At 38.0% G+C, this 19,664-nt stretch carries 18 protein-coding genes; 9 read left to right on the top strand and 9 right to left on the bottom strand.

The window, feature by feature from the left end; all coding sequences use genetic code 11:
* The 3 genes from antB (at position 1) to EG365_RS17580 (ending at position 3,028) form a co-directional block, all read left to right on the top strand.
* On the top strand, positions 1-492 hold the full coding sequence (gene antB / locus EG365_RS17590; protein WP_000076813.1) for an anthranilate 1,2-dioxygenase small subunit: 492 nt from the start codon (positions 1-3) through the stop codon (positions 490-492).
* A gap of 5 nt (positions 493-497) precedes the next feature.
* Positions 498-1,532, top strand: a complete 1,035-nt coding sequence (gene antC / locus EG365_RS17585) for an anthranilate 1,2-dioxygenase electron transfer component AntC (RefSeq protein WP_001987956.1) — start codon at positions 498-500, stop codon at positions 1,530-1,532.
* Positions 1,533-1,969: 437 nt separating this feature from the next.
* Positions 1,970-3,028 (top strand): AraC family transcriptional regulator, encoded by a 1,059-nt coding sequence (locus EG365_RS17580; protein WP_001070643.1) that lies wholly within the window; start codon positions 1,970-1,972, stop codon positions 3,026-3,028.
* 59 nt (positions 3,029-3,087) lie between these two features.
* On the opposite strand, the gene EG365_RS17575 is transcribed toward EG365_RS17580, so the two are convergent.
* Genes EG365_RS17575 through EG365_RS17555 form a run of 5 tightly spaced genes read right to left on the bottom strand, consistent with a single transcriptional unit; the run spans position 3,088 to position 7,978 of the window.
* Positions 3,088-4,035 (bottom strand): SphA family protein, encoded by a 948-nt coding sequence (locus EG365_RS17575; RefSeq protein ID WP_000843234.1) that lies wholly within the window; start codon positions 4,033-4,035, stop codon positions 3,088-3,090.
* 53 nt (positions 4,036-4,088) lie between these two features.
* Positions 4,089-4,619: a flavin reductase family protein gene (locus tag EG365_RS17570; protein WP_000379655.1), complete on the bottom strand. Its 531-nt coding sequence runs from the start codon at positions 4,617-4,619 to the stop codon at positions 4,089-4,091.
* A 28-nt stretch (positions 4,620-4,647) separates the two neighbouring features.
* Complete coding sequence (locus EG365_RS17565) at positions 4,648-5,886, bottom strand: styrene monooxygenase/indole monooxygenase family protein (RefSeq protein ID WP_001252589.1); 1,239 nt, start codon at positions 5,884-5,886, stop codon at positions 4,648-4,650.
* A gap of 43 nt (positions 5,887-5,929) precedes the next feature.
* Positions 5,930-6,715 carry an SDR family oxidoreductase gene (locus EG365_RS17560; RefSeq protein ID WP_001024687.1) on the bottom strand — a complete coding sequence of 262 codons (786 nt, stop codon included), beginning with the start codon at positions 6,713-6,715 and terminating at the stop codon, positions 5,930-5,932.
* Positions 6,716-6,727: 12 nt separating this feature from the next.
* Positions 6,728-7,978 carry a dienelactone hydrolase family protein gene (locus EG365_RS17555; protein ID WP_000918635.1) on the bottom strand — a complete coding sequence of 417 codons (1,251 nt, stop codon included), beginning with the start codon at positions 7,976-7,978 and terminating at the stop codon, positions 6,728-6,730.
* Between the two features lie 329 nt (positions 7,979-8,307).
* Here EG365_RS17555 and EG365_RS17550 point away from each other — a divergent pair, with 329 nt between their 5' ends.
* Positions 8,308-9,651, top strand: coding sequence for an MFS transporter (locus tag EG365_RS17550; RefSeq protein ID WP_000848265.1), 1,344 nt, complete (start codon positions 8,308-8,310; stop codon positions 9,649-9,651).
* Between the two features lie 68 nt (positions 9,652-9,719).
* On the opposite strand, the gene EG365_RS17545 is transcribed toward EG365_RS17550, so the two are convergent.
* The 4 genes from EG365_RS17545 to EG365_RS17530 form a co-directional block, all read right to left on the bottom strand.
* A complete protein-coding gene (locus EG365_RS17545; protein WP_001987950.1) occupies positions 9,720-10,706 on the bottom strand; it encodes an AraC family transcriptional regulator in 987 nt (328 codons plus the stop codon).
* Positions 10,707-11,029: 323 nt separating this feature from the next.
* Positions 11,030-11,815 (bottom strand): 3-hydroxybutyrate dehydrogenase, encoded by a 786-nt coding sequence (locus tag EG365_RS17540; RefSeq protein ID WP_000163853.1) that lies wholly within the window; start codon positions 11,813-11,815, stop codon positions 11,030-11,032.
* Between the two features lie 33 nt (positions 11,816-11,848).
* Positions 11,849-13,270 carry a GntP family permease gene (locus EG365_RS17535; RefSeq protein WP_000263722.1) on the bottom strand — a complete coding sequence of 474 codons (1,422 nt, stop codon included), beginning with the start codon at positions 13,268-13,270 and terminating at the stop codon, positions 11,849-11,851.
* A gap of 408 nt (positions 13,271-13,678) precedes the next feature.
* Positions 13,679-14,191 carry a hypothetical protein gene (locus EG365_RS17530; protein WP_001121559.1) on the bottom strand — a complete coding sequence of 171 codons (513 nt, stop codon included), beginning with the start codon at positions 14,189-14,191 and terminating at the stop codon, positions 13,679-13,681.
* A 226-nt stretch (positions 14,192-14,417) separates the two neighbouring features.
* Here EG365_RS17530 and EG365_RS17525 point away from each other — a divergent pair, with 226 nt between their 5' ends.
* From EG365_RS17525 to EG365_RS17505, 5 genes are all read left to right on the top strand, one after another.
* Positions 14,418-15,299: a LysR family transcriptional regulator gene (locus EG365_RS17525; protein ID WP_000172956.1), complete on the top strand. Its 882-nt coding sequence runs from the start codon at positions 14,418-14,420 to the stop codon at positions 15,297-15,299.
* Positions 15,300-15,544: 245 nt separating this feature from the next.
* Positions 15,545-16,249 (top strand): CoA transferase subunit A, encoded by a 705-nt coding sequence (locus tag EG365_RS17520; RefSeq protein ID WP_001045572.1) that lies wholly within the window; start codon positions 15,545-15,547, stop codon positions 16,247-16,249.
* Between the two features lies 1 nt (position 16,250).
* Entirely contained in the window at positions 16,251-16,892 is a 642-nt protein-coding gene (locus EG365_RS17515; protein ID WP_000312586.1) for a 3-oxoacid CoA-transferase subunit B, read from the top strand.
* A gap of 116 nt (positions 16,893-17,008) precedes the next feature.
* Entirely contained in the window at positions 17,009-18,418 is a 1,410-nt protein-coding gene (locus tag EG365_RS17510; protein WP_000414923.1) for a short-chain fatty acid transporter, read from the top strand.
* Between the two features lie 65 nt (positions 18,419-18,483).
* On the top strand, positions 18,484-19,656 hold the full coding sequence (locus EG365_RS17505; RefSeq protein ID WP_000095311.1) for a thiolase family protein: 1,173 nt from the start codon (positions 18,484-18,486) through the stop codon (positions 19,654-19,656).
* Positions 19,657-19,664 lie beyond the last annotated feature (8 nt).

Here is a 19,664-nt window from a genome sequence, read left to right as displayed (position 1 = left end):
ATGTCACAAGAACTACATTTTGCTGTATCTCAGTTTTTGTACAAAAAGGCAGAGCTTTGTGATGCTTATGACTGGGATGCCTACCTAGAGCTTTACGATGAAGATAGTGAATATCATATCCCACAGTGGATTGATGACCATAACTATGTTCAAGATCCAAATCAGGGCTTGTCTTATATTTATTATGCGGACCGTACTGGACTCGAAGACCGTGTATTCCGTATTCGTACAGGTAAAGCAGCCTCTGCAACGCCGTTACCACGTACTTTGCACAGCATAAACAACATCCGAGTTAAAACACTGGAAGATGGTCTTATCGAAGCAAAAGTTGCATGGCAAACGCTTTATAATCGTCAAGGTTTAGAAGGCTGTTTTTACGGACACGCTACTTATCTTTTGCGTCAAACCGCAGATGGTTTCCGCATTCGTCGTCAGCACAGCATTTTGCTGAATGACAAAATTGATTCCGTTTTAGACTTCTATCACGTTTAAGGGGAATGAAAATGGGACATTCAGTTGCACTTAACTTTGCCGATGGCAAAACCTTTTTCATTTCAGTGAATAACGATGAATTGTTGCTTGATGCAGCAGTTCGTCAAGGAATTAACCTGCCGTTAGACTGCCGCGAAGGTGTTTGTGGTACCTGTCAGGGACAGTGTGAAACCGGTATTTATGAACAAGAATATGTTGATGAAGATGCATTAAGTGAGCGTGATTTGGCCGAGCGAAAAATGTTAGCTTGCCAGACCCGTGTAAAATCTGATGCAGCTTTTTATTTCGATCATGATTCTGCTATCTGTAACGCTGGTGATACCTTAAAAATTGAAACCAAAGTGACTGCGGTTGAGCTGGTTTCTGAAACGACAGCAATCTTACATCTTGATGCAAGCAGTCACGCTGAACAACTTCAGTTTTTGCCGGGTCAGTATGCTCGTTTGCAAATACCGGATACTGAAGACTGGCGTTCTTATTCTTTTGCAAATAGACCAAATGCGACCAATCAATTGCAATTTCTCATTCGTCTCTTACCAGACGGTGTGATGAGTAATTACTTACGTGACCGTTGTCAGGTTGGACAAAGCCTACTTATTGAAGCACCGCTTGGTAGTTTCTATTTACGTGAAGTAGAGCGACCGCTGGTTTTTGTGGCAGGTGGAACTGGTTTATCAGCTTTCTTGGGAATGCTTGATAACTTGGTTGAACAGCCTAACTCACCTGCAGTTCAGTTATATTACGGCGTAAATAGTGAAACCGACTTGTGTGAACAACAGCGTTTACAGGCCTATGCAGAACAGCTACCAAACTTTAGTTATCACCCGATTGTGACTAAGGCAACGGAAACTTGGCAAGGTAAAGCCGGTTATATCCATGAGCACTTAAATAAAGATCAACTGGCCGAACAAGCTTTTGATATGTATTTATGTGGCCCACCGCCAATGATTGAAGCCGTTAAAAATTGGTTAGATGAGCAAGCTCTGCAAAACTACCGTATCTACAGCGAGAAATTTTTACAGAGCAATACCTCACGTTAAAAGTATAAATAGCTTAAAAACTACTAAACCTGAAATGATTCAATATACTCTTATAAGGGGTATATTGAATTTTTGCATTTAAGTTAAAAGCTTTTATATATCAATAATATAAAATAAAAAATTCCGACAAAATAAATTGACCAGTTCGCACGGATTTGCTATAAGTTTTGATAGATCTTAAGGAATAAGATCATGATGAGATTAAGTTATAGCACCTTATTCTATTTCTCGAATGTATTAAATTGATAGTCAAAATCCGACGTAAAAATTTGAGAAAATCACAATAACTAGCAGTTAGATTGGTCTATATCTTGCTTATATCTCATTGTATTTTACGCTTAACTTAATTTTTAAGTGCCGTATTTACTTATTGCACAGTGAAAGTTTAAAGCTTTTGCAACATAGGTAAATACAGGAGTGAGCCAAAAGGGATAAATATGAACCAAGCCAACTCCCACGAACTCAATGGACGTCATTTTCAAAATGAGTCGATCTTTACTGATCATAATTTGGTGTTCGATCACCACGATTTAAGCGAAACCTGCCGCAATGTAGGCCAAATTTTTAAACCGCATGATCTTAAAATCTCTCATCAGAAGCGAGATTTCAGTGCAACTATGCACCATGTTAAAACAGGCGCATTGTCTATTAGCCGCTTGGAATATGGCGCAGATGTTATTATTGAACCAGATCATCTTGATAACTTTTACTTAATTCAAATTCCAACTCAAGGCTATGCAGAAATCGAGTTTGGTTCGCAAAAGTTTATTTCTTATTCTCAAGTTGCTTCTCTTATTTCTCCTCAGCAATCTTTACGTATGCGCTGGCACGCGAACTCACCCCAGCTTATTCTAAAAGTTTCAAAGGATGATTTTACTTACCATTGCCGTCAACACATTGCTGATTCAGAAAATAACTTACTCGTTTTTGACCCTAAATTAGATTTTTCTACCCAAGGTGGAGCCTATTTTTTACAGCTCGTTAGAACATTGATGGATGCTTTAGCATGTGATCAGCATCCGCTCCATCATCCTTTAGCCTTTAAACAGTTTGAGTCAAATCTATTTAATGCACTGATTTATGGTCAGCCCAACAATGCATTACATAAGATTGATTATTATAAAGAAAAAACGGTATCTCCTTATTTCGTGAAGCGTACAGAAGCCTATATTAAAGAACATTTACATGAGCCGCTTAATGTCGAAATTCTGGCCGAGCATGCAGGCGTGAGTGTGAGAACCCTATTTACTGGTTTTAAAAATTATTTGGGGACAACCCCAATGTCTTATTTAAAAGAATTACGTTTTGAACAAGCCCATTTAGAGCTCATGCACAATGAAAATCTGTCGGTCACTGACGTTGCATTTAAATGGGGATTTACCCATTTAGGCCGTTTTTCACAAGAGTACAAACACCGTTATGGTGAGTTACCTTCGTCTACTCGCCGATCTGGACAGAGTGAAGGGTCAGGCATCATTACTTCAATTTTTTCTTAAATTAAAAAATAGATAAAAGCCTTTTATATTTGTTGATATAAAAGGCTTTTTTTTATGACTTAAAAATGATGGACATAACGAACTTGTAATCGCGTACCTTCTGGTCGGTTTTCAGTATCTTGCTCAAAATAAGCATTTGCAACCAAGTGATCATTTTTAGAAAAACTATACATCGCACCCGGACCAATTGCCCAGACTTGCTCACGTCGACCATTGACTTTTTCACCATCCACTTCAGTGTCAGTGACTTGTTTTAACCAATAGCCATTTAGTCCTAAACGGAACTGTTCGGTAATAGCATAGTCTGTTGCAAAATTTGCATGGATTGCTTGCCCTGCCTGCATATCATTTGCTCCAGCAAAGGCATAGCTTGGGTCATCATTTTTAAAGTTATAGAGATAATGGATACGCGTTGAAGCTGTCCATTTTGGATTAAACCAATATGTGGCAGCCCAATAAGGGTCAAATGAAACGGCGTTATTACTTGGGTTAATATCTTTTTGTTGATTGTATTCGCCAGTAGGTAAATTCACTTGAAACTCAAAACGATGTACAAACTTCGGTCCTTGTGCACCTATAACTGGATCAAACTGAATAAAAGGTCCGATCATAATGTCCCCAAAGCCACTTTGGGCTTTAATGGCAGCATTATTCAAGCCATCATCCATGTCCATTTTGCTCACAAAAGGAATTAAAAAATTTATGCCTAGACTGGCTTTATCTTTTACTCGGACATTCGATAAATAACTAATCTGCTCAACCAGTACTTGATAATTTAAATCTGTTTTAGGTAAACCGAGTTTTTGTCCCTTGGCATCGACCAGTTTATTGCTATCGTAATTTTGAAAATAGGTTTGAGCATACCAGCCGGGCCCTGCAGGTAATCCACCATCGAGAAAGCTGGTCATGCCTAAATTTACGGTCGGTAAATCATAGGCATGTGTAACCCACGGCAAACCTAATAATGTCCCTGCTAAAAAGCCATGTTTAATTAAAGTACTTTTCATCTTCTTATTTCCTATAAAAAAATCACGACCGGATTGATCGTGATTGTGGTGAATTAATGTGCTAATTCTGGATGCTCAGCGGCAATCCGATATTTTCCTGCGTGGAATACCAATGGTTCACCTTGACGCTGTTGGTATTGTTCAATTTGACCAATAAAAATCAGGTGATCTCCGCCTTCATACTGATTTACATTGCGACAAACCAAGGTTGCGAGTGCATCCGTCAAAATTGGAACGCCTGCATTGCATTGTTGATGAGCAATGCCTGCAAATTTGTCTTCGGCACCTCGAGCAAAATGCCCTGAAAGCTGATGATGCTCTTGTGCCAACATGTGAATGGCAAAATATTCAGCTTCTACAAAATCAGGCAAACTTGGCGCCGTTTTTGAAAGGCTCCATAAAATTAATGGCGGATCTAAAGACAGAGATGAAAATGAATTGGCTGTCATACCTATTTTCCGGCCATCTTTACCACGAGTTGTAATCACGGTAACGCCAGTTGCAAACTGACCAAGCAAATTACGAATTTCTCTTGGGTTTTCAGTATTAATCGCTTGTAAAGCTAAAGTTTCAATTGTGTCCATTTTTAAATCTTCCTTTGATATTTTGACCTTAAGCGACTTTTGCTGCGGTTTTTGAAGCTAAGAATGCCTGAGCTTGATCTGCATCAAACCACCACGGAGCAAAAGAGCGCGGGTCATCAAAGTTATTGGCCATAATTGAAGCAATGCTCTGGTTTTGGCTTGCAGCTGCTAGGAGTTCAACGACATGAGGCTCTGGTGGTAATAACAAGCTATTGGTCCAAGCCACGACTTTTTCTGCATAACTCCAATAGCGTTCAAAAGTTTGAACCATCCATTGTTCACTAAAGCTTTGATTATCATTGGCTAAAATGGCATCAAAATAGATCTTGCTACACTTAGCCGCATTGTTTGAGCCTTGCCCGGTAATTGGATCATTGACCACTAAGGCATCTGCCATGCCAAAAATCTTTTTGCCAGAGGGTAAGGTTAAAACGGGCTTACGTACCGTCGGCGGGAAACGCCCTGCCAAATAACCGCCAGCATCAGTTAATTCAACATTTGCGCAGCGTTCATATTCCCAAGGCACAAATTTCTTGAGTAAGTCCAGACTACATTGCAGGTGCTGTTCTGGTGTTTTCACATCTTGCCAACAGTCCATTGGCCCATTTGGAATACCTTCAAATACCATAATGTCGCAAGGCCCATTGATGGTTAGTGCCGGAAATGAAAAGTATTCCCCGACTTCAGGAATAATGTTAAAAGTCACACGTGAATAAGGTGAAATTGGCTTCATGTTTTTGACGTAGGTCAAAGCCAAAGCGCGCTGCGGTTTATCAAAGACACTGCGTGCATCATCACGCTCAAACTGTTTAACGACTTCACCTTTACCAGCGGCGAGTAATACAAGTTCGTAGTCGTTTACGAGTTGTTCTAACTCTTCTATTCCCACATCTTGAATCACCAATCGACCACCACGGCGTTCAAACTCTTCCATCCAATATGGCATTTTGACGCGTTGATCGACCGATTGAGCGTAGCGTTCAAGACGAGCACTCCATTCAAATGCTTTACCACCATTTTCAGGATTAACTAAAGCTAGCCCAATGCCTTCTACCGCTGGACATTGTTCTTCCCAAAAATTTAGTCCCAAGTCACGTTCAGTTTGTAAAGCGGTATGAAACATACACTGGCTTGACATGACTTTACCTTGACGGATTTCATCAGCAGTTCGGTTGGTGATCATGGTCACGTCATAGCCTGTATCTAATAAGCCCAAACCAAGCTGTAAACCAGACTGTCCTGCTCCAACAATTGCAATACGGCGCATAATCTTCTCCATAATTTTCTAAATGTGCTTTTAAAACGCTGTGCTATTCAGCTAAACGTGGAATAGCGGGCTGTAATCCTTCAGGGCCCATCACTGAATATCCGCCATCGACCGCATAATCTGCTCCGGTGACAAAGCTCGCAGCAGGTGACAATAAAAACAAAACAACATTGGCGACTTCTTCGGGATGACCCAATCGGCCTAGCAAGTGGTAATCGGCTGCCACGCTATCGGCCTTTTCACGGTTATTGCCACTGACTTCTGCAATGACTCGTGACCATGTCCAACCGGGAGAAACTGAATTGACGCGAATACCATCGGTAGCAAAATCCATTGCCATGCTTTGTGTGAGTTGACGTATCGCGGCTTTAGAAACCGGATATAACCAGCGCCCTGTTTGTGCTACTTTGGCCGAGATTGAAGTGAAGTTAACGATTGAACCTTGCTGCTTTTTTAGGTCATGGTATAAAGCACGACTCAGCTCAACGGTAGAGACCAAATTAATATCGAGTGCTTGTAACCAGTCCTGACGTGAAGATTTAAAACCATCATCTAAGTAGGTACATGCCAGATTGACCAAGCAACTCACTTCACCTAAATGTTGGTGAATATCCGCCACAGCTTGTTGAATAGCTGCATCACTGGTTAAATCGGTTTGAATAAACATCACATCATGGTTAAAGCTTTCTGCAATCGCCTTACCTTTTGCATCAATATCTAAAATAGCGACATGAGCACCTGCACTGACTAAGGCTTGCACAACGGCTTTGCCAATGAGTGTTGCACCGCCGCTTACCACAGCGACTTTTCCTCTTAAATTTATATTCATTGCAAATACTCCTTAACTGACTGGCTTGCCTTCACTACTTGACCAAGATGGCATCAACGTATTGGAAGGAAGATCTTCATCAAGAAGTTTTCGCGCTGTCTCAATACCTGCAACTGGTAAGCCTGTTGGGTCTAATAAACCAATTTGAACAAGTACAGACGCTTGGTCCCAGTAAATATGCTCATGGCACAGCTTTGAACCTCTGAACTGAATTACACCTAACATTGGAATTTCGACGTATTTACCAGTTGGTTTTACACCTGGTAATAACCAGTCAATTTCAGCGTCGTGTGTAAAGCTCATAATGAACTCGTCTACCACTTGCGTTGAGCCAACGGTACGAGAGATCGAGGTGATCTTCATATCTTTCGGGTTTTGATGAACAAAGTGATATTGATAAAAACGAGCAAGCTGGCTTTGGCCTACCCCACCAGTTAACGTTGGAATATGGTTGACATAAGGTTCTGCGACCATTGTTGCCATAGTTGCGGGGACGTCACGCGTATCGAACTCATGACGAATATGCTCTTCCCAGAGTGTAACTAAGTCATATTTCGGCCCAATCGTTTCATGTAGTGCTGTTACTGTACGCTCGTGAGCAAAGCGTGCTGAAGGTTTGTGGTAATGGTTGCTTTTTGGTCGTGCAAAGGCATGATCAACACCTTCGTAAACATAAGCTTGTACATTTGAATATTGGTTAACTGCATCGACAATCGCTTGTCTCGCATCTGGCGGTGTAAATTGGTCCAGTTCTGCAATATGTAAAACCAAACGTCCTTTTACGTTAGCTAACTCATCTAAAGTTTTTTCAATGCCTACACCGTAATAACCTACGGCACATGCCACTTCCGAAAGTCGACAGCCTGCCAAATAAGCTAGCTTTCCACCTAAACAATAGCCAACCACGCCGAGACCTGTAGAGGTATCACATTCTGGTCGTATCTTTAAAAAAGCTAAGCTGTCTTGAATATCTTCAACACCGAGGTTTTCGTCATATTGCTGATAAAGTTCAAAAGCTTTTTGAAAATCATCTGGTGTATAACCGAGTTCAATATTAGGTGCTACACGCCAAAATAGATCAGGTACTAAAACGGTATAGCCTTCTTCTGCAAGAAAATCTGCCTTTTCCCGCATTGCTGCATTCACCCCAAAGATTTCCTGACAAAGCACCACACCAGGTCCTTTTCCTGTTTCTGGTGTCGCTAGATATGCACTGAACTGCTTTCCAGATGCAGTTTTAATTTGAATGGTTTGACCAGCCATAGTGTCAACTCCTGACATTGTTATGGCTTTATCTTCTATCTGAAATTTTTTTTAGACTGTCCAAAAGCTGCAAGCATTATCCAATCTCTGCGCAATTATCAAAATCAATCAAACTGGATAAAAATTAAAAACAAAGAAACATCTATATTTCAAAAACTTAAATTAAAAAATTAAATTACTGCTTTTTATCTAATTTGGAAAATATGGATGAAGATTAGGACTTATTGGATAGTGAAGACTGGCTAAAAATAGTTCAATCAAAGATACAGGTTTTGTAACGAATACATTGAATTACTCAGGGAATTAAATAATTTTAAGAAGGAATACATATGAAAACGATAGATGCGAATACGATTATCAATCGCGAAAAACTGTCTCCCTTACAGTGGGTGGTTTTTATTCTAGGCTTTTTTGTCTTTTTCTGTGATGGTCTAGACACAGGAATTATTGGTTTTGTTGCTCCGGCATTACTAGATGACTGGGGAATTACCAAGCCTCAACTTGCACCAGTTTTAAGTGCAGCCTTAGTTGGTATGTCAATTGGTGCAATCATTTCGGGACCCTTAGCCGATAAATTTGGCCGTAAAGGTGTTATTGTTTTTACAAGCCTTTTGTTTTCTATATTTACCATTTTGTGTGGCTTTGCCAATTCAACTCAAGACTTAATGATTTATCGCTTTATTACAGGTGTAGGTCTAGGCGCGGCCATGCCAAACATCAGTACTATTGTCTCAGAATATATGCCTGTAAAACGTAAAGCATTTCTTACAGGTCTTGCTGGCTGTGGATTTATGCTGGGTATTTCTTGTGGTGGTGTGCTGTCAGCTTATCTATTAGAAAGCTATGGCTGGGCTAAGGTTATTATTATTGGCGGGAGTATTCCCCTAATTTTAGTGGTTGCTTTATTACTTAAATTACCTGAATCAACTCAATACTTAATTACACGTCATCAACAAGGCAAAGCACAGCGTATTTTAGAAAATATTCAAGGCCATTCTTTTCAAGAGCCGGTAAAACTTGTTTTAACTCAATCAGAAACTGCATCAGATGAAAATCCAGTTAAAGTAGTTCTAGGAAAATATCTGTGGGGTTCAAGCATGCTTTGGCTCTGCTGCTTTACCAGTCTGTTGGTGTTTTATCTTTTAACAAGCTGGATGCCAACGATTTTAAAAACAGCAGGTTTTAGTACTCAACAGTTTAGTTTAATTGCTGCGATTTTCCCTTTTGGTGGTGTAATTGGTGCAACTATTATGGGATGGTACATGGATAAACTGAACCCAACTACAGTGATTAAATATTCATATCTCATTGCTTTTGGACTATTCATTATTGCTGGTCTGGTGAGCTCAAATATTTTCTTGTTAGGTCTTACTATCTTCTTAATTGGTGCTTTACTCGCTGGTGCACAGTCTTCATTACTGCCACTTGCAGCTATGTTCTATCCAGCAGTATGCCGCGCGGTTGGAGTTTCATGGATGCATGGTATCGGTCGTATCGGTGCAATTTTAGGCGCTTTCTTTGGTTCGCTCATTTTCACTTTCAACCTAAGCTTAAGCGGTATTTTCTTTATTCTAGCAATACCAACCTTCATCTCATTTATTGCACTTAGCCTGAAAGTAATTTATGAGAAATCTAAAAACAAACAAGTGTTAAAGCTAGAAGAAAGTCTATAAATATTAATCGATAAATAAAAAACTGATTTAGTTGCCTAAATCAGTTTTTTTATTTGGAAAATTAAATATCAGAAAATTTTGCCTTTGGTCTCACTTGGATTTTCTCCAAATTCTTCACGATATTCTTGAGAAAAACGGCTTAAATGGTTAAAGCCCCAGTCATACGCAAGCTTTGAAATAGAAACCTTTTTATCTGCTCCTGTAGTGCTCAAGATTTTGTAAATTTGTTGAAGACGATATTTTTTCAAATACGACATTGGGCTGGTGCCGTAGTATTGTTGAAATTCATCATACAATTTTGATTTTGAAACCCCAGCCAAACGCTGCAAGTCTTCTGCACAGATTTCTTCGTGAGCATGTTCAATAATAAAATTACGAACCTTTCGAATATAAGCTGGCTCATCTTGATGTGAGAGTGACTTTAAAGCTTCAGAGTAGTTGTTTTCTTGAGATAATAGTAAGGCTTTAATTACAAAATTTTCATAGTCTTCAGATAACATCTGTAAACCATAAAAATTGCTATATTGCGATTTTAGCTGTAAAAAATTCTGAATATTCTTCCACCACGCTCCAATCAGTTGCTCAGAGTCTAAGTGCATTTCAGGGTTAAAAATGATAGGCGTTTCTATAGGTTTATTCAGTAAATCTGCAAGGACAATCTGCATACTTCGCTCAGGAATAACCACCTGAAATTTTCTACAGTCTTTATCGATAATCAGATCTTGTTGATCATTATTTGAAACAATTAGGCCTCTGTTTTCATCAGATTGATAATGTGCACCACGAATGTTGAGAGCTTGTCGCCCCTGTATAGGTAAACTAATGCTATAAGCTTTTAAATTTGAGATGTTGATAGCGACGTTTGCACCATAACTGATTGTGCCGATTGCCATTTTTTTATTAGGCAAACGCATTCCGTCATAGTGGAAATCGAGATTATCTTTGTAAATTGTGTCTAGACGGTGTTCACCACAAATTGTGGACATCAGATTCTGCGCAAATTCAGCTTTGCGGGAATAATGATTGAGTTCCATCTGTTGGCTGAGTGATATCATATCCTTTTCACCTAGCTAAAACTTATTGCTAAAAAAGCAACTTGTATGCCAATTAATATCCTTTAATTGACGAGTTTTCCTGAAAATATCTAATCAGGACATGCGTAAATATTACTTTCTCATACTCTATTAAATTTTAAAAATGGAAATAAGTTAAATACCTTTAAAGTATAAATTTATACCTTAACAAACTTATTTTATTAGTTTTTTTATAACAACTTATAGTAGAGATAAAGCATTATTTTGAATAGTAAGCGATCGTAAATTTTTAACGAATAAAAAACCGCTTATATAGAATAAGCGGCTTTTATAAAACAATTAAATTATTGGGCCGTATAACCGCCATCCATCACGACAGCTTGGCCTGTTACCCCACCTGCTTTTTCACTCGCAAGGAAAATTGCATAATCAGCGATTTCTTCAACAGATAGCAAACGCTTTTGAGGAACCATTGCCAAAATTACATCCTCAAGTGCACTGTCTAAACTTACATTACGGGTTTTAGCCAAATCTGCAATTTGCCCACGAACCAATGGTGTATCTACATACCCCGGACATAAAGCATTTACCGTAATACCATCACGTGCACATTCTAATGCGGCAACTTTTGTTAGACCGATCACACCATGTTTAGCGCTGTTATAACCTGCCTTTCCAGCGAAACCAATCAAGCCATTAATTGAAGCCATATTAATAATACGACCATATTTCTGAGCTTTCATGATTGGAAAAACATGTTTAATACCAATAAATGCCCCAGTTAACATGACTTGAACTAACTTTTGAAAAACAGCCGTTGGAAATTCTTCAATAGATGCAACATGTTGGAAACCAGCATTATTAATTAAGATATCAACCGTACCAAAGGTCTTTTGAGTAAGCTCAATGGCTTGTTTATAATTATCTTCATCAGTCACATCACATGGTGCAGATAATGCATCAAAACCTCGCTCTTTAAGTGAGTTTGCTGTTTCTTGACACTTTTCAGCATTCATATCAGAAATAACAACTTTGGCACCTTCTTGAGCAAATTTCTTAGCAATCTCTAGACCGATACCACTTGCAGAACCTGTAATAAAAGCGACCTTACCGTCTAAAAGTTTTGTCATTTATTTACTCCTTAATACTTATAACGTGCTGATTTAAACAATACCTGTTACGGTAAAGACCGTAATCACTACAAATACCGCTAATGTTTTAATTACTGTGACTGCAAAAATATCTTTATACGATTGTTTATGAGTTAAACCTGTAACAGCGAGTAAAGTGATAACAGCACCATTGTGCGGTAAGGTATCCATACCGCCTGATGCCATTGCAACCACACGGTGCATGACTTCTGGTGGAATACCCGCAGCTAAAATCGCGGCGTTATATTGTTCAGCCATCGCACTTAAAGCGATACTCATACCACCAGAAGCTGAACCAGTAATACCTGCTAGAACAGTTGTCGTCACAGCCCCATTTACTAGTGGATTTGTAAAAGTACTGCTCATTGCATGACTAATCATGGCAAAACCCGGTAATGACGCAATAATTGCACCGAAACCATACTCAGATGCGGTATTCATCACTGCTAAAAGTGAGCCACCAATACTGGCATTAATGCCTTCTTTGAAGTTCGTCACTACACGCTGATAATCAAACAAAATTGCAGTAATAATCCCGACAATCAGCGCAAGACCAACTGCCCAGATCGCACCGGTTTTTGCAACATCTACGGTGTAATCCGCTAATCCAACTGCGGCAAAATCAAAACCATTTGGATACCACTCTTTGATTGCTTTAGACAAATATTTGTTCATTACGGCAACAAGAATGAGAGGCACAAACGCTAAAAACTGACGAGCCGTACTTCCATTATTTTGCAAGTTCATATCGGCTTCAATTTCTTGAGATGGTGTATTGTCTACGCCAAAACCCGAGAAACCTTCGCCAGCTTTTGCAGCAGCTCGGCGACGCCATTCTAAGTAAGCCAAACCCATGCATAGAACAAAAATAGCACCAATAATTCCTAGAAATGGTGCGGCATAAATATTGGTGCCAAAGAATGTAGTTGGAATTACATTTTGAATTTGCGGTGTACCAGGCAAAGCATCCATAGTAAATGTAAATGCACCCAGCGCAATGGTTCCTGGAATTAAACGTTTTGGAATATTCGCTTGTCTAAAAAGCTGGTTTGCAAAGGGATAAATTGCAAATACAGCAACAAATAAACTTACACCGCTATAGGTTAAAATTGCACCTAGTAATACAACCGTTAAAATTGCTTTTTTTGCCCCAATCCATCTTACAATGGTTCGAGCAATAGACTCAGCAATTCCTGACATTTCAACGACTTTACCGAAAATTGCGCCAAGCAAAAACACAAGAAAGTAATCTTTAATAAAGTTCACCATTTTGGGCATAAAAACACCCGAATAAAACGGCAAAACATTGGCTGGGTTAATGAGTAAAACTGCAAGTAAGGCACAAATTGGTGCCATGAGAATGACAGAAAAGCCCTTGTAAGCTGTATACATCAACAGCCCAAGCGAAAGTAGAATTACAAATAATTCCCACATATATTCTTTCTCCCTAAAGAATAGATATTAGGTTCAATAAAATTACCAAAAGATATTTAGGTTATCCCAAACCTATAATGATAAAAATCACAATATCTATGTGTGGTAATAGGTAAATGAGCTTAAAAATAAAATATCACTAAAATATTTAAAAACAATGTAATTTATTTAAATTTTTAAATACCAATAAAATACAAACACTTATTTGGCTCTCTTAGTAAAATTTAATTATTAAAAAAATATTATTGTTTTATAAAACTTATTAATTATTGAGTAAATTAAATTAATGTTTCTATATTATTTAATAAAGCCAATTGAATAATATATTTTTTAAATTAATTTAATAAATATTTTATTAGTTGAGATCAGTAATTTTTTATCTCTCTAAAGATTTTCTACTATGTACTTTTAATATTTAATTTCTACTATAATAATATAAACAATATAAATTAATATATAGATTAGCGCTGCCAGTACCCCACCGATTACTAGTGCGATCTCCATTGAATTAGAGGGATTATTTTCTGGTTTTCTAGCAAAAATTACCGGGTATTTTGCATTCTTAATTTTTTCTTCAGCAATTCGATAATGCTTTTTACCTATTCTTATAAAAATAAGGATACAAATAATAGGTAAAATAAATGATGAGTAATAAACTAATGAATCTACTGACAATTTATTATTGATCGCATCATCACATTTATGAAAATAATTTTGATTTTCTTTACTTAATTTACTGATTTTTTCAGGAGTAATTTGACTAAAATCAAAATCATTACGGCAACCAGATATAAAGACATCTTTGGCATCTCTAGAACTACTTGACCCACTACTCGTATGACGCATATGTACTGTTGTATAAGACATAATATTATTACAAAATAAAAAGCTAAATTTTATTAGATTAATAATAATTGGCAACCTAAACCTTCCTTAGCTGATATTTCCAAATAGTAGCGGCTGGATCCTGCGTTTCATCATACTTTGCTAAAAACACTGATTAATTCAGCTAGAAAAATTTACTAAAATAATTCAGCACATTGAGCTCTACTTGCTTTTTCATAATTTTTTGTCAAAAAACATCATATTAGGCAAATTTTCGTATAAATTACTCTTCTAGGTAAGTTGAGTAATTTAAAGGAAAGAAATGACGCTTAAACAACTAAAAGCTTTTTTGGCCCTTGCGCGTACACTCAACTATGCCAATGCTTCTTTAGAGTTACATCTCAGCCAATCTGCTTTAAGTCTCACCATCAAAAGCTTAGAGGAAGAGTTAGGCGGTAAACTGTTTAACCGTAATACACGCCGAGTTGAGCTTACTCAAGAAGGTAAATCACTCATTCCATATGCAAAAAAATTACTCGCCAATTGGGATGAAATGGAAAACGATGTTAAACAACGCTTTAAACTCAATCGTGGAACATTAAGTATTGCCTCAATGCCCTTTGTGACCCATGCAATTTTGCCAGAGGTGATTCATCAATTTTTAGCAGTCCATCCCAATCTTAATTTTTCAATTCACGATATTCCAAATGAGACCATTATAGAAAAAGTACAAGATGGTATTTTTGAGCTTGGTATTTGTTTTGAACCTGATCTCACCGAAGGTTTAGAGTTTAAACCGTTGTTTGAAGAAGACTTCTTAGCTCTATTACCTAAGAGTCACCCACTCGCTCAATCATCTTCTATTACATGGCATGAGCTTTGTTCAAATCCATTTGTAACCTTGCAAAAACCCTCAATTGTTCGATATTTAGTTGAGCAAAATTGTTTGCGAAATAATATAACGCTCGATTTAAAAGTTGAATGCCACCAAATTTCATCTCTTTCAAGTTTCGTTGCTTATGGAATTGGGGTAAGTGCAATTCCAAGGCATTTTGCTAAACACATTGATAAAGAACATAACGTACTGATTGATTTAAAAGACGAAGCCATTCATAAAACAGTAGGAATTGTTTATAAAAAGAACTTTGAAATTTCAAATATTTCTGCTCAATTTATTGAGGCACTGGTTCAATATAAATTTTAAAAAATTAAAGATTGTCTTTTAGTATAAGTTAAGCTTATGGATAAGTTAAATTCTTTAATTCTTATAATTTTTAATATGTTGTATATTGATTTTTAAATTTTTTAGCTTATATGCGTCTTAAGTTTTGTACTTAATTTGATATTATTCATTGATTATACTTATTAATCATTTAAAAAAATTAACTTCTATAACACAAAATGTGATGCTAAAACTAGAAACACTAAGGGATATAGGAAAACAACAGAATGAATAAAGTTTATGCCAACGCAGAGGCAGCACTGAAAGATGTAATTACAGACAATCAAACACTTGCTGTTGGTGGTTTTGGTTTGTGTGGAATTCCGGAAAAACTAATTGTTGCAGTTAAGCAAAGCGGTGTAACTGGTCTCACATGCATTTCGAATAATGCAGGTGTAGATGATTTTGGTTTAGGTATATTGCTTCAAACCAAACAGATCAAAAAAATGATCTCTTCTTATGTGGGTGAAAATAAAGAATTCGAGCGCCAATATTTAAATGGTGAATTAGAAGTTGAACTAACCCCACAAGGCACCTTAGCTGAAAAGTTACGTGCTGGAGGTGCTGGAATTCCAGCATTTTACACACAAACTGGTGTAGGTACACTCATTGCTGAAGGTAAAGAAGAACGTATTTTTAACGGCAAAAATTACATTTTAGAAGAATCTTTAACAGCCGATGTAGCTCTTGTTAAAGCATATAAGGCAGACAAGGCAGGTAATTTAGTATTTCGTAAAACTGCTCAGAATTTTAATCCCGAATGCGCAATGGCTGGAAAAATTACAATTGCAGAAGTTGAACAGGTGGTTGAAATTGGTGAATTGGATCCGGATGAAATCCATTTACCAGGTATATATGTGAACCGCATTGTATTAAATGCATCACCTGAAAAACGCATTGAGCATAAAACTTTAAGCACGGAGGCAGTATAAAATGGCTTGGTCACGTAATGAAATGGCACAACGTGCTGCAAAAGAACTCGAAGATGGTTTTTATGTCAATTTAGGTATTGGCTTACCTACCCTTGTTGCCAATTATATTCCTGAAAATATTAATGTTTGGCTTCAATCTGAAAATGGCTTATTAGGTATTGGTGAATTCCCGACTGAAGAAACTGTGGATGCCGATTTAATTAATGCTGGGAAACAAACGGTTACTGCTCGCTCTGGTGCAGCCTTTTTCTCAAGCTCAGAATCTTTTGCCATGATTCGTGGTGGCCATGTCAACATTGCAATTTTAGGTGCAATGGAAGTTTCTGAAAAAGGAGACTTAGCGAACTGGATGATTCCGGGTAAAAAAGTCAAAGGTATGGGCGGTGCAATGGACTTGGTTGTTGGTGTTCAAAAAGTTGTTGTTCTTATGGAACACTGCGCAAAAGACGGTACACCAAAAATCGTGAAAAACTGTAGTTTGCCTTTAACAGGTAAAGGTGTTGTTCATCGCGTAATTACAGACTTAGGCGTAATGGATATTACGCCACAAGGTGTAGAGCTCATTGAACTTGCTAAAGACGTAACGCTCGAACAAATTCAAGCTGCTACAGGTGTCGAGTTTTATAAAACCTTAGTCGCGTAAATTCTAAGGCTTAGTTAGCTGTACAAGACTCAAGTTAGTAAGTGAGCTTGAGTCTTAGCCCTATCAAGCACCGGATGTGCTGTCTATAAATAAGAATGAGAAGGATTTTTTCAGCTATGGAAAAACAGCAAGGAATTTTTGAAAGATTTGCTCTTCGGATTAGTGACTGGTCTGAAAAATGGTTTCCTGATTCATATATTTTTGCTCTGCTTGGCGTCATTATTGTCTCTGTTGCCGCCTTGGGTATTGGTGCTCCAATCCATGATGTAGCGACCTCATTTGGTAATGGCTTCTGGAGTCTTATTCCCTTTACCCTGCAAATGACTATGCTCATTATTGTAGGTTATGTCGTTTCTGTATCTAAGCCCGTAAAATTCCTGATCCAAAAAATGGCGCGTATTCCAAGTTCTGGACGTGGTGCTATTGTTTTGGTGGCAACCGTTAGTTTATTAATTTCACTAGTCAATTGGGCAATAAGTACGATTCTTACTGCACTTTTAGTGATTGCATTAGCAAAACGTAAAGAGCTGAATATGGATTATCGTGCTGCTGCGGCAGCTGCAATCATTGGTATGGGAGCAACTTGGGCTCTTGGAATTAGTTCATCAGCAGCACAGCTTCAGGCAAATAAAACCAGTTTACCTGAGTCAATTTATAACCTAACTGGTGTTATTCCATTTACCGAAACGATTTTCCTTTGGCAATCAATTGCAATGACCATTATTTTAGTGATTGTTTCAATCGCTATTGCATATTGGTCTGCCCCAAAAGGCAATAGCGTTAAAACCATTGATAGTTTTGATGTGCAATTTGAAGAAGAAAAAACAAATGAAGCAAAATCTACTCGTCCAGGTGACTGGTTAGAAAATTCGCCTATCTTAACGATTATTGTGGTGATTTTAGGCTTAATCTGGATGTTTTTTGAATTTTCAAAAAGCAATCCCATCATTGCCATTTCAAGTCTCAACACCTACAACTTCGTGTTTTTAATGCTTGGGTTAGCTTTACATGGCACACCACGGAACTTTTTAAATGCTGTTGCAAAAGCAGTTCCGGCAGTATCGGGCATCTTAATTCAATTTCCACTGTACGGAAGTATCGCCTTTATTATGACCCAAGCTTTAAATAGCCAAGACTTATCGCTGTCACATTATATTGCCGAATTTTTCGTTTCAATCGCTTCAAAAGAAACCTTTGCAATTGTGATGGGAATTTACTCTGCTGTACTTGGATTTTTTGTACCTTCAGGTGGTGGAAAATGGATTATTGAAGCCCCATATGTTATGCAAGCAGCAAATGATTTAAAGGTTCATTTAGGCTGGTCTGTACAAATTTATAATGCAGCCGAAGCTTTACCAAACTTAATCAATCCATTCTTTATGCTTCCAATGTTAGGCATTTTAAAACTAAAAGCAAAAGATGTGATTGGTTTTACAGTGACACAGCTCGTTGTGCATTTTCCTTTAGTTTTATTCTTGCTGTGGTTCTTTGGTAGAACGCTCAGCTATACCCCTCCAACTTTTTAATTTAGTGGCGCCTTTAGTTTAGGCTAAAGGCAAATTTAGCAAATACACCAATAAGAGATATTAAGATGAGTTCAATTGTTATAGTTTCAGGTAGCCGTACTGCAATGGGTGGTTTTCAGGGTAGTTTATCTTCTCTAACTGCTCCAGAACTTGGCGCTGCTGTCATCCGTGAATCGATCCAACGTGCAGGTGTTAAACCTGAACAGGTAGATGAAGTGATTTTCGGTTGCGTACTCAGTGCAGGTATTGGTCAAGGCCCTGCTCGTCAAGCCATGCGTAAAGCTGGCGTGCCTGATCATGTCGGAGCTGTGACCATTAATAAACTTTGCGGCTCTGCAATGAAAGCTGTGTTAATGGCATCAGATACCTTAAAAGCAGGCAGTGCCAATATTATTGTGGCTGGCGGCATGGAATCTATGACGAATGCACCTTATATTTTGCCTAAAGCTCGCGGTGGTTATCGTATGGGACACGGCGAAATTAAGGATCATATGTTTTTAGATGGTCTCGAAGATGCAGAAACAGGTCGTTTAATGGGGTCTTTTGCTCAAGACATGGCAAATACCAAAGGCTTTACCCGTGAGCAAATGGATGACTTTGCAATTTCTTCACTTAAAAAAGCGCAAACTGCGATTACGGAAGGTTACTTCAAAGAAGAGATTGTTCCTGTTGAAGTAAAAACCCGTAAAGGTGTCGAAGTTGTTGATCAAGATGAGCAACCATTAAAAGCTAATCTTGAGAAGATCCCAACATTGCGTCCAGCTTTTAGTAAAGATGGGACAATTACAGCCGCTAACTCAAGCTCAATTTCTGATGGTGCTGCTGCGTTAGTACTTACCACTGAAGAATATGCTCAAAGTCACGGGTTAAATACTTTAGCAAAAATTGTGGCAACTTCGACTCACTCTCAGCATCCAAGCGAATTTACTATTGCTCCAATTAGTGCAATTCAGAAAGTACTTGAGCGTGCTGGTTGGTCTGTTGATGAAGTAGATGCTTGGGAAATTAATGAGGCTTTTGCGATGGTGGCAATGGCACCAATTCATGAGCTAGGAATTGATGAAGCAAAAGTAAACGTCCATGGTGGTGCATGTGCATTAGGCCATCCAATTGGTGCTACAGGTTCAAGAATTATCCTTTCTCTTATTTATGCATTAAAACGCTTAGGTAAAAAGAAAGGTGTTGCTGCCCTTTGTATTGGTGGTGGTGAAGCAACAGCCGTTGCGATTGAAATTTAATTTAAAAT

Origin of the sequence: Acinetobacter sp. FDAARGOS_494, assembly GCF_003812225.1 — a bacterium.
Taxonomy (GTDB): domain Bacteria; phylum Pseudomonadota; class Gammaproteobacteria; order Pseudomonadales; family Moraxellaceae; genus Acinetobacter; species Acinetobacter baumannii.
Note: the sequence above shows the minus strand (reverse complement) of the source record. Positions and strands in the feature narration are given on the sequence as shown.

What these genes read in the sequence shown, in the direction of transcription:
- antC (WP_001987956.1), top strand. Translation starts at nt 498, where the DNA reads ATGAAAATGGGACATTCAGTTGCACTTAACTTTGCCGATGGCAAAACC.
- EG365_RS17520 (WP_001045572.1), top strand. Translation starts at nt 15,545, where the DNA reads ATGAATAAAGTTTATGCCAACGCAGAGGCAGCACTGAAAGATGTAATT.
- EG365_RS17525 (WP_000172956.1), top strand. Translation starts at nt 14,418, where the DNA reads ATGACGCTTAAACAACTAAAAGCTTTTTTGGCCCTTGCGCGTACACTC.
- EG365_RS17505 (WP_000095311.1), top strand. Translation starts at nt 18,484, where the DNA reads ATGAGTTCAATTGTTATAGTTTCAGGTAGCCGTACTGCAATGGGTGGT.
- EG365_RS17550 (WP_000848265.1), top strand. Translation starts at nt 8,308, where the DNA reads ATGAAAACGATAGATGCGAATACGATTATCAATCGCGAAAAACTGTCT.
- EG365_RS17570 (WP_000379655.1), bottom strand. Translation starts at nt 4,619, where the DNA reads ATGGACACAATTGAAACTTTAGCTTTACAAGCGATTAATACTGAAAAC.
- EG365_RS17535 (WP_000263722.1), bottom strand. Translation starts at nt 13,270, where the DNA reads ATGTGGGAATTATTTGTAATTCTACTTTCGCTTGGGCTGTTGATGTAT.
- EG365_RS17575 (WP_000843234.1), bottom strand. Translation starts at nt 4,035, where the DNA reads ATGAAAAGTACTTTAATTAAACATGGCTTTTTAGCAGGGACATTATTA.
- EG365_RS17540 (WP_000163853.1), bottom strand. Translation starts at nt 11,815, where the DNA reads ATGACAAAACTTTTAGACGGTAAGGTCGCTTTTATTACAGGTTCTGCA.
- EG365_RS17580 (WP_001070643.1), top strand. Translation starts at nt 1,970, where the DNA reads ATGAACCAAGCCAACTCCCACGAACTCAATGGACGTCATTTTCAAAAT.
- antB (WP_000076813.1), top strand. Translation starts at nt 1, where the DNA reads ATGTCACAAGAACTACATTTTGCTGTATCTCAGTTTTTGTACAAAAAG.
- EG365_RS17555 (WP_000918635.1), bottom strand. Translation starts at nt 7,978, where the DNA reads ATGGCTGGTCAAACCATTCAAATTAAAACTGCATCTGGAAAGCAGTTC.
- EG365_RS17545 (WP_001987950.1), bottom strand. Translation starts at nt 10,706, where the DNA reads ATGATATCACTCAGCCAACAGATGGAACTCAATCATTATTCCCGCAAA.
- EG365_RS17515 (WP_000312586.1), top strand. Translation starts at nt 16,251, where the DNA reads ATGGCTTGGTCACGTAATGAAATGGCACAACGTGCTGCAAAAGAACTC.
- EG365_RS17565 (WP_001252589.1), bottom strand. Translation starts at nt 5,886, where the DNA reads ATGCGCCGTATTGCAATTGTTGGAGCAGGACAGTCTGGTTTACAGCTT.
- EG365_RS17510 (WP_000414923.1), top strand. Translation starts at nt 17,009, where the DNA reads ATGGAAAAACAGCAAGGAATTTTTGAAAGATTTGCTCTTCGGATTAGT.
- EG365_RS17560 (WP_001024687.1), bottom strand. Translation starts at nt 6,715, where the DNA reads ATGAATATAAATTTAAGAGGAAAAGTCGCTGTGGTAAGCGGCGGTGCA.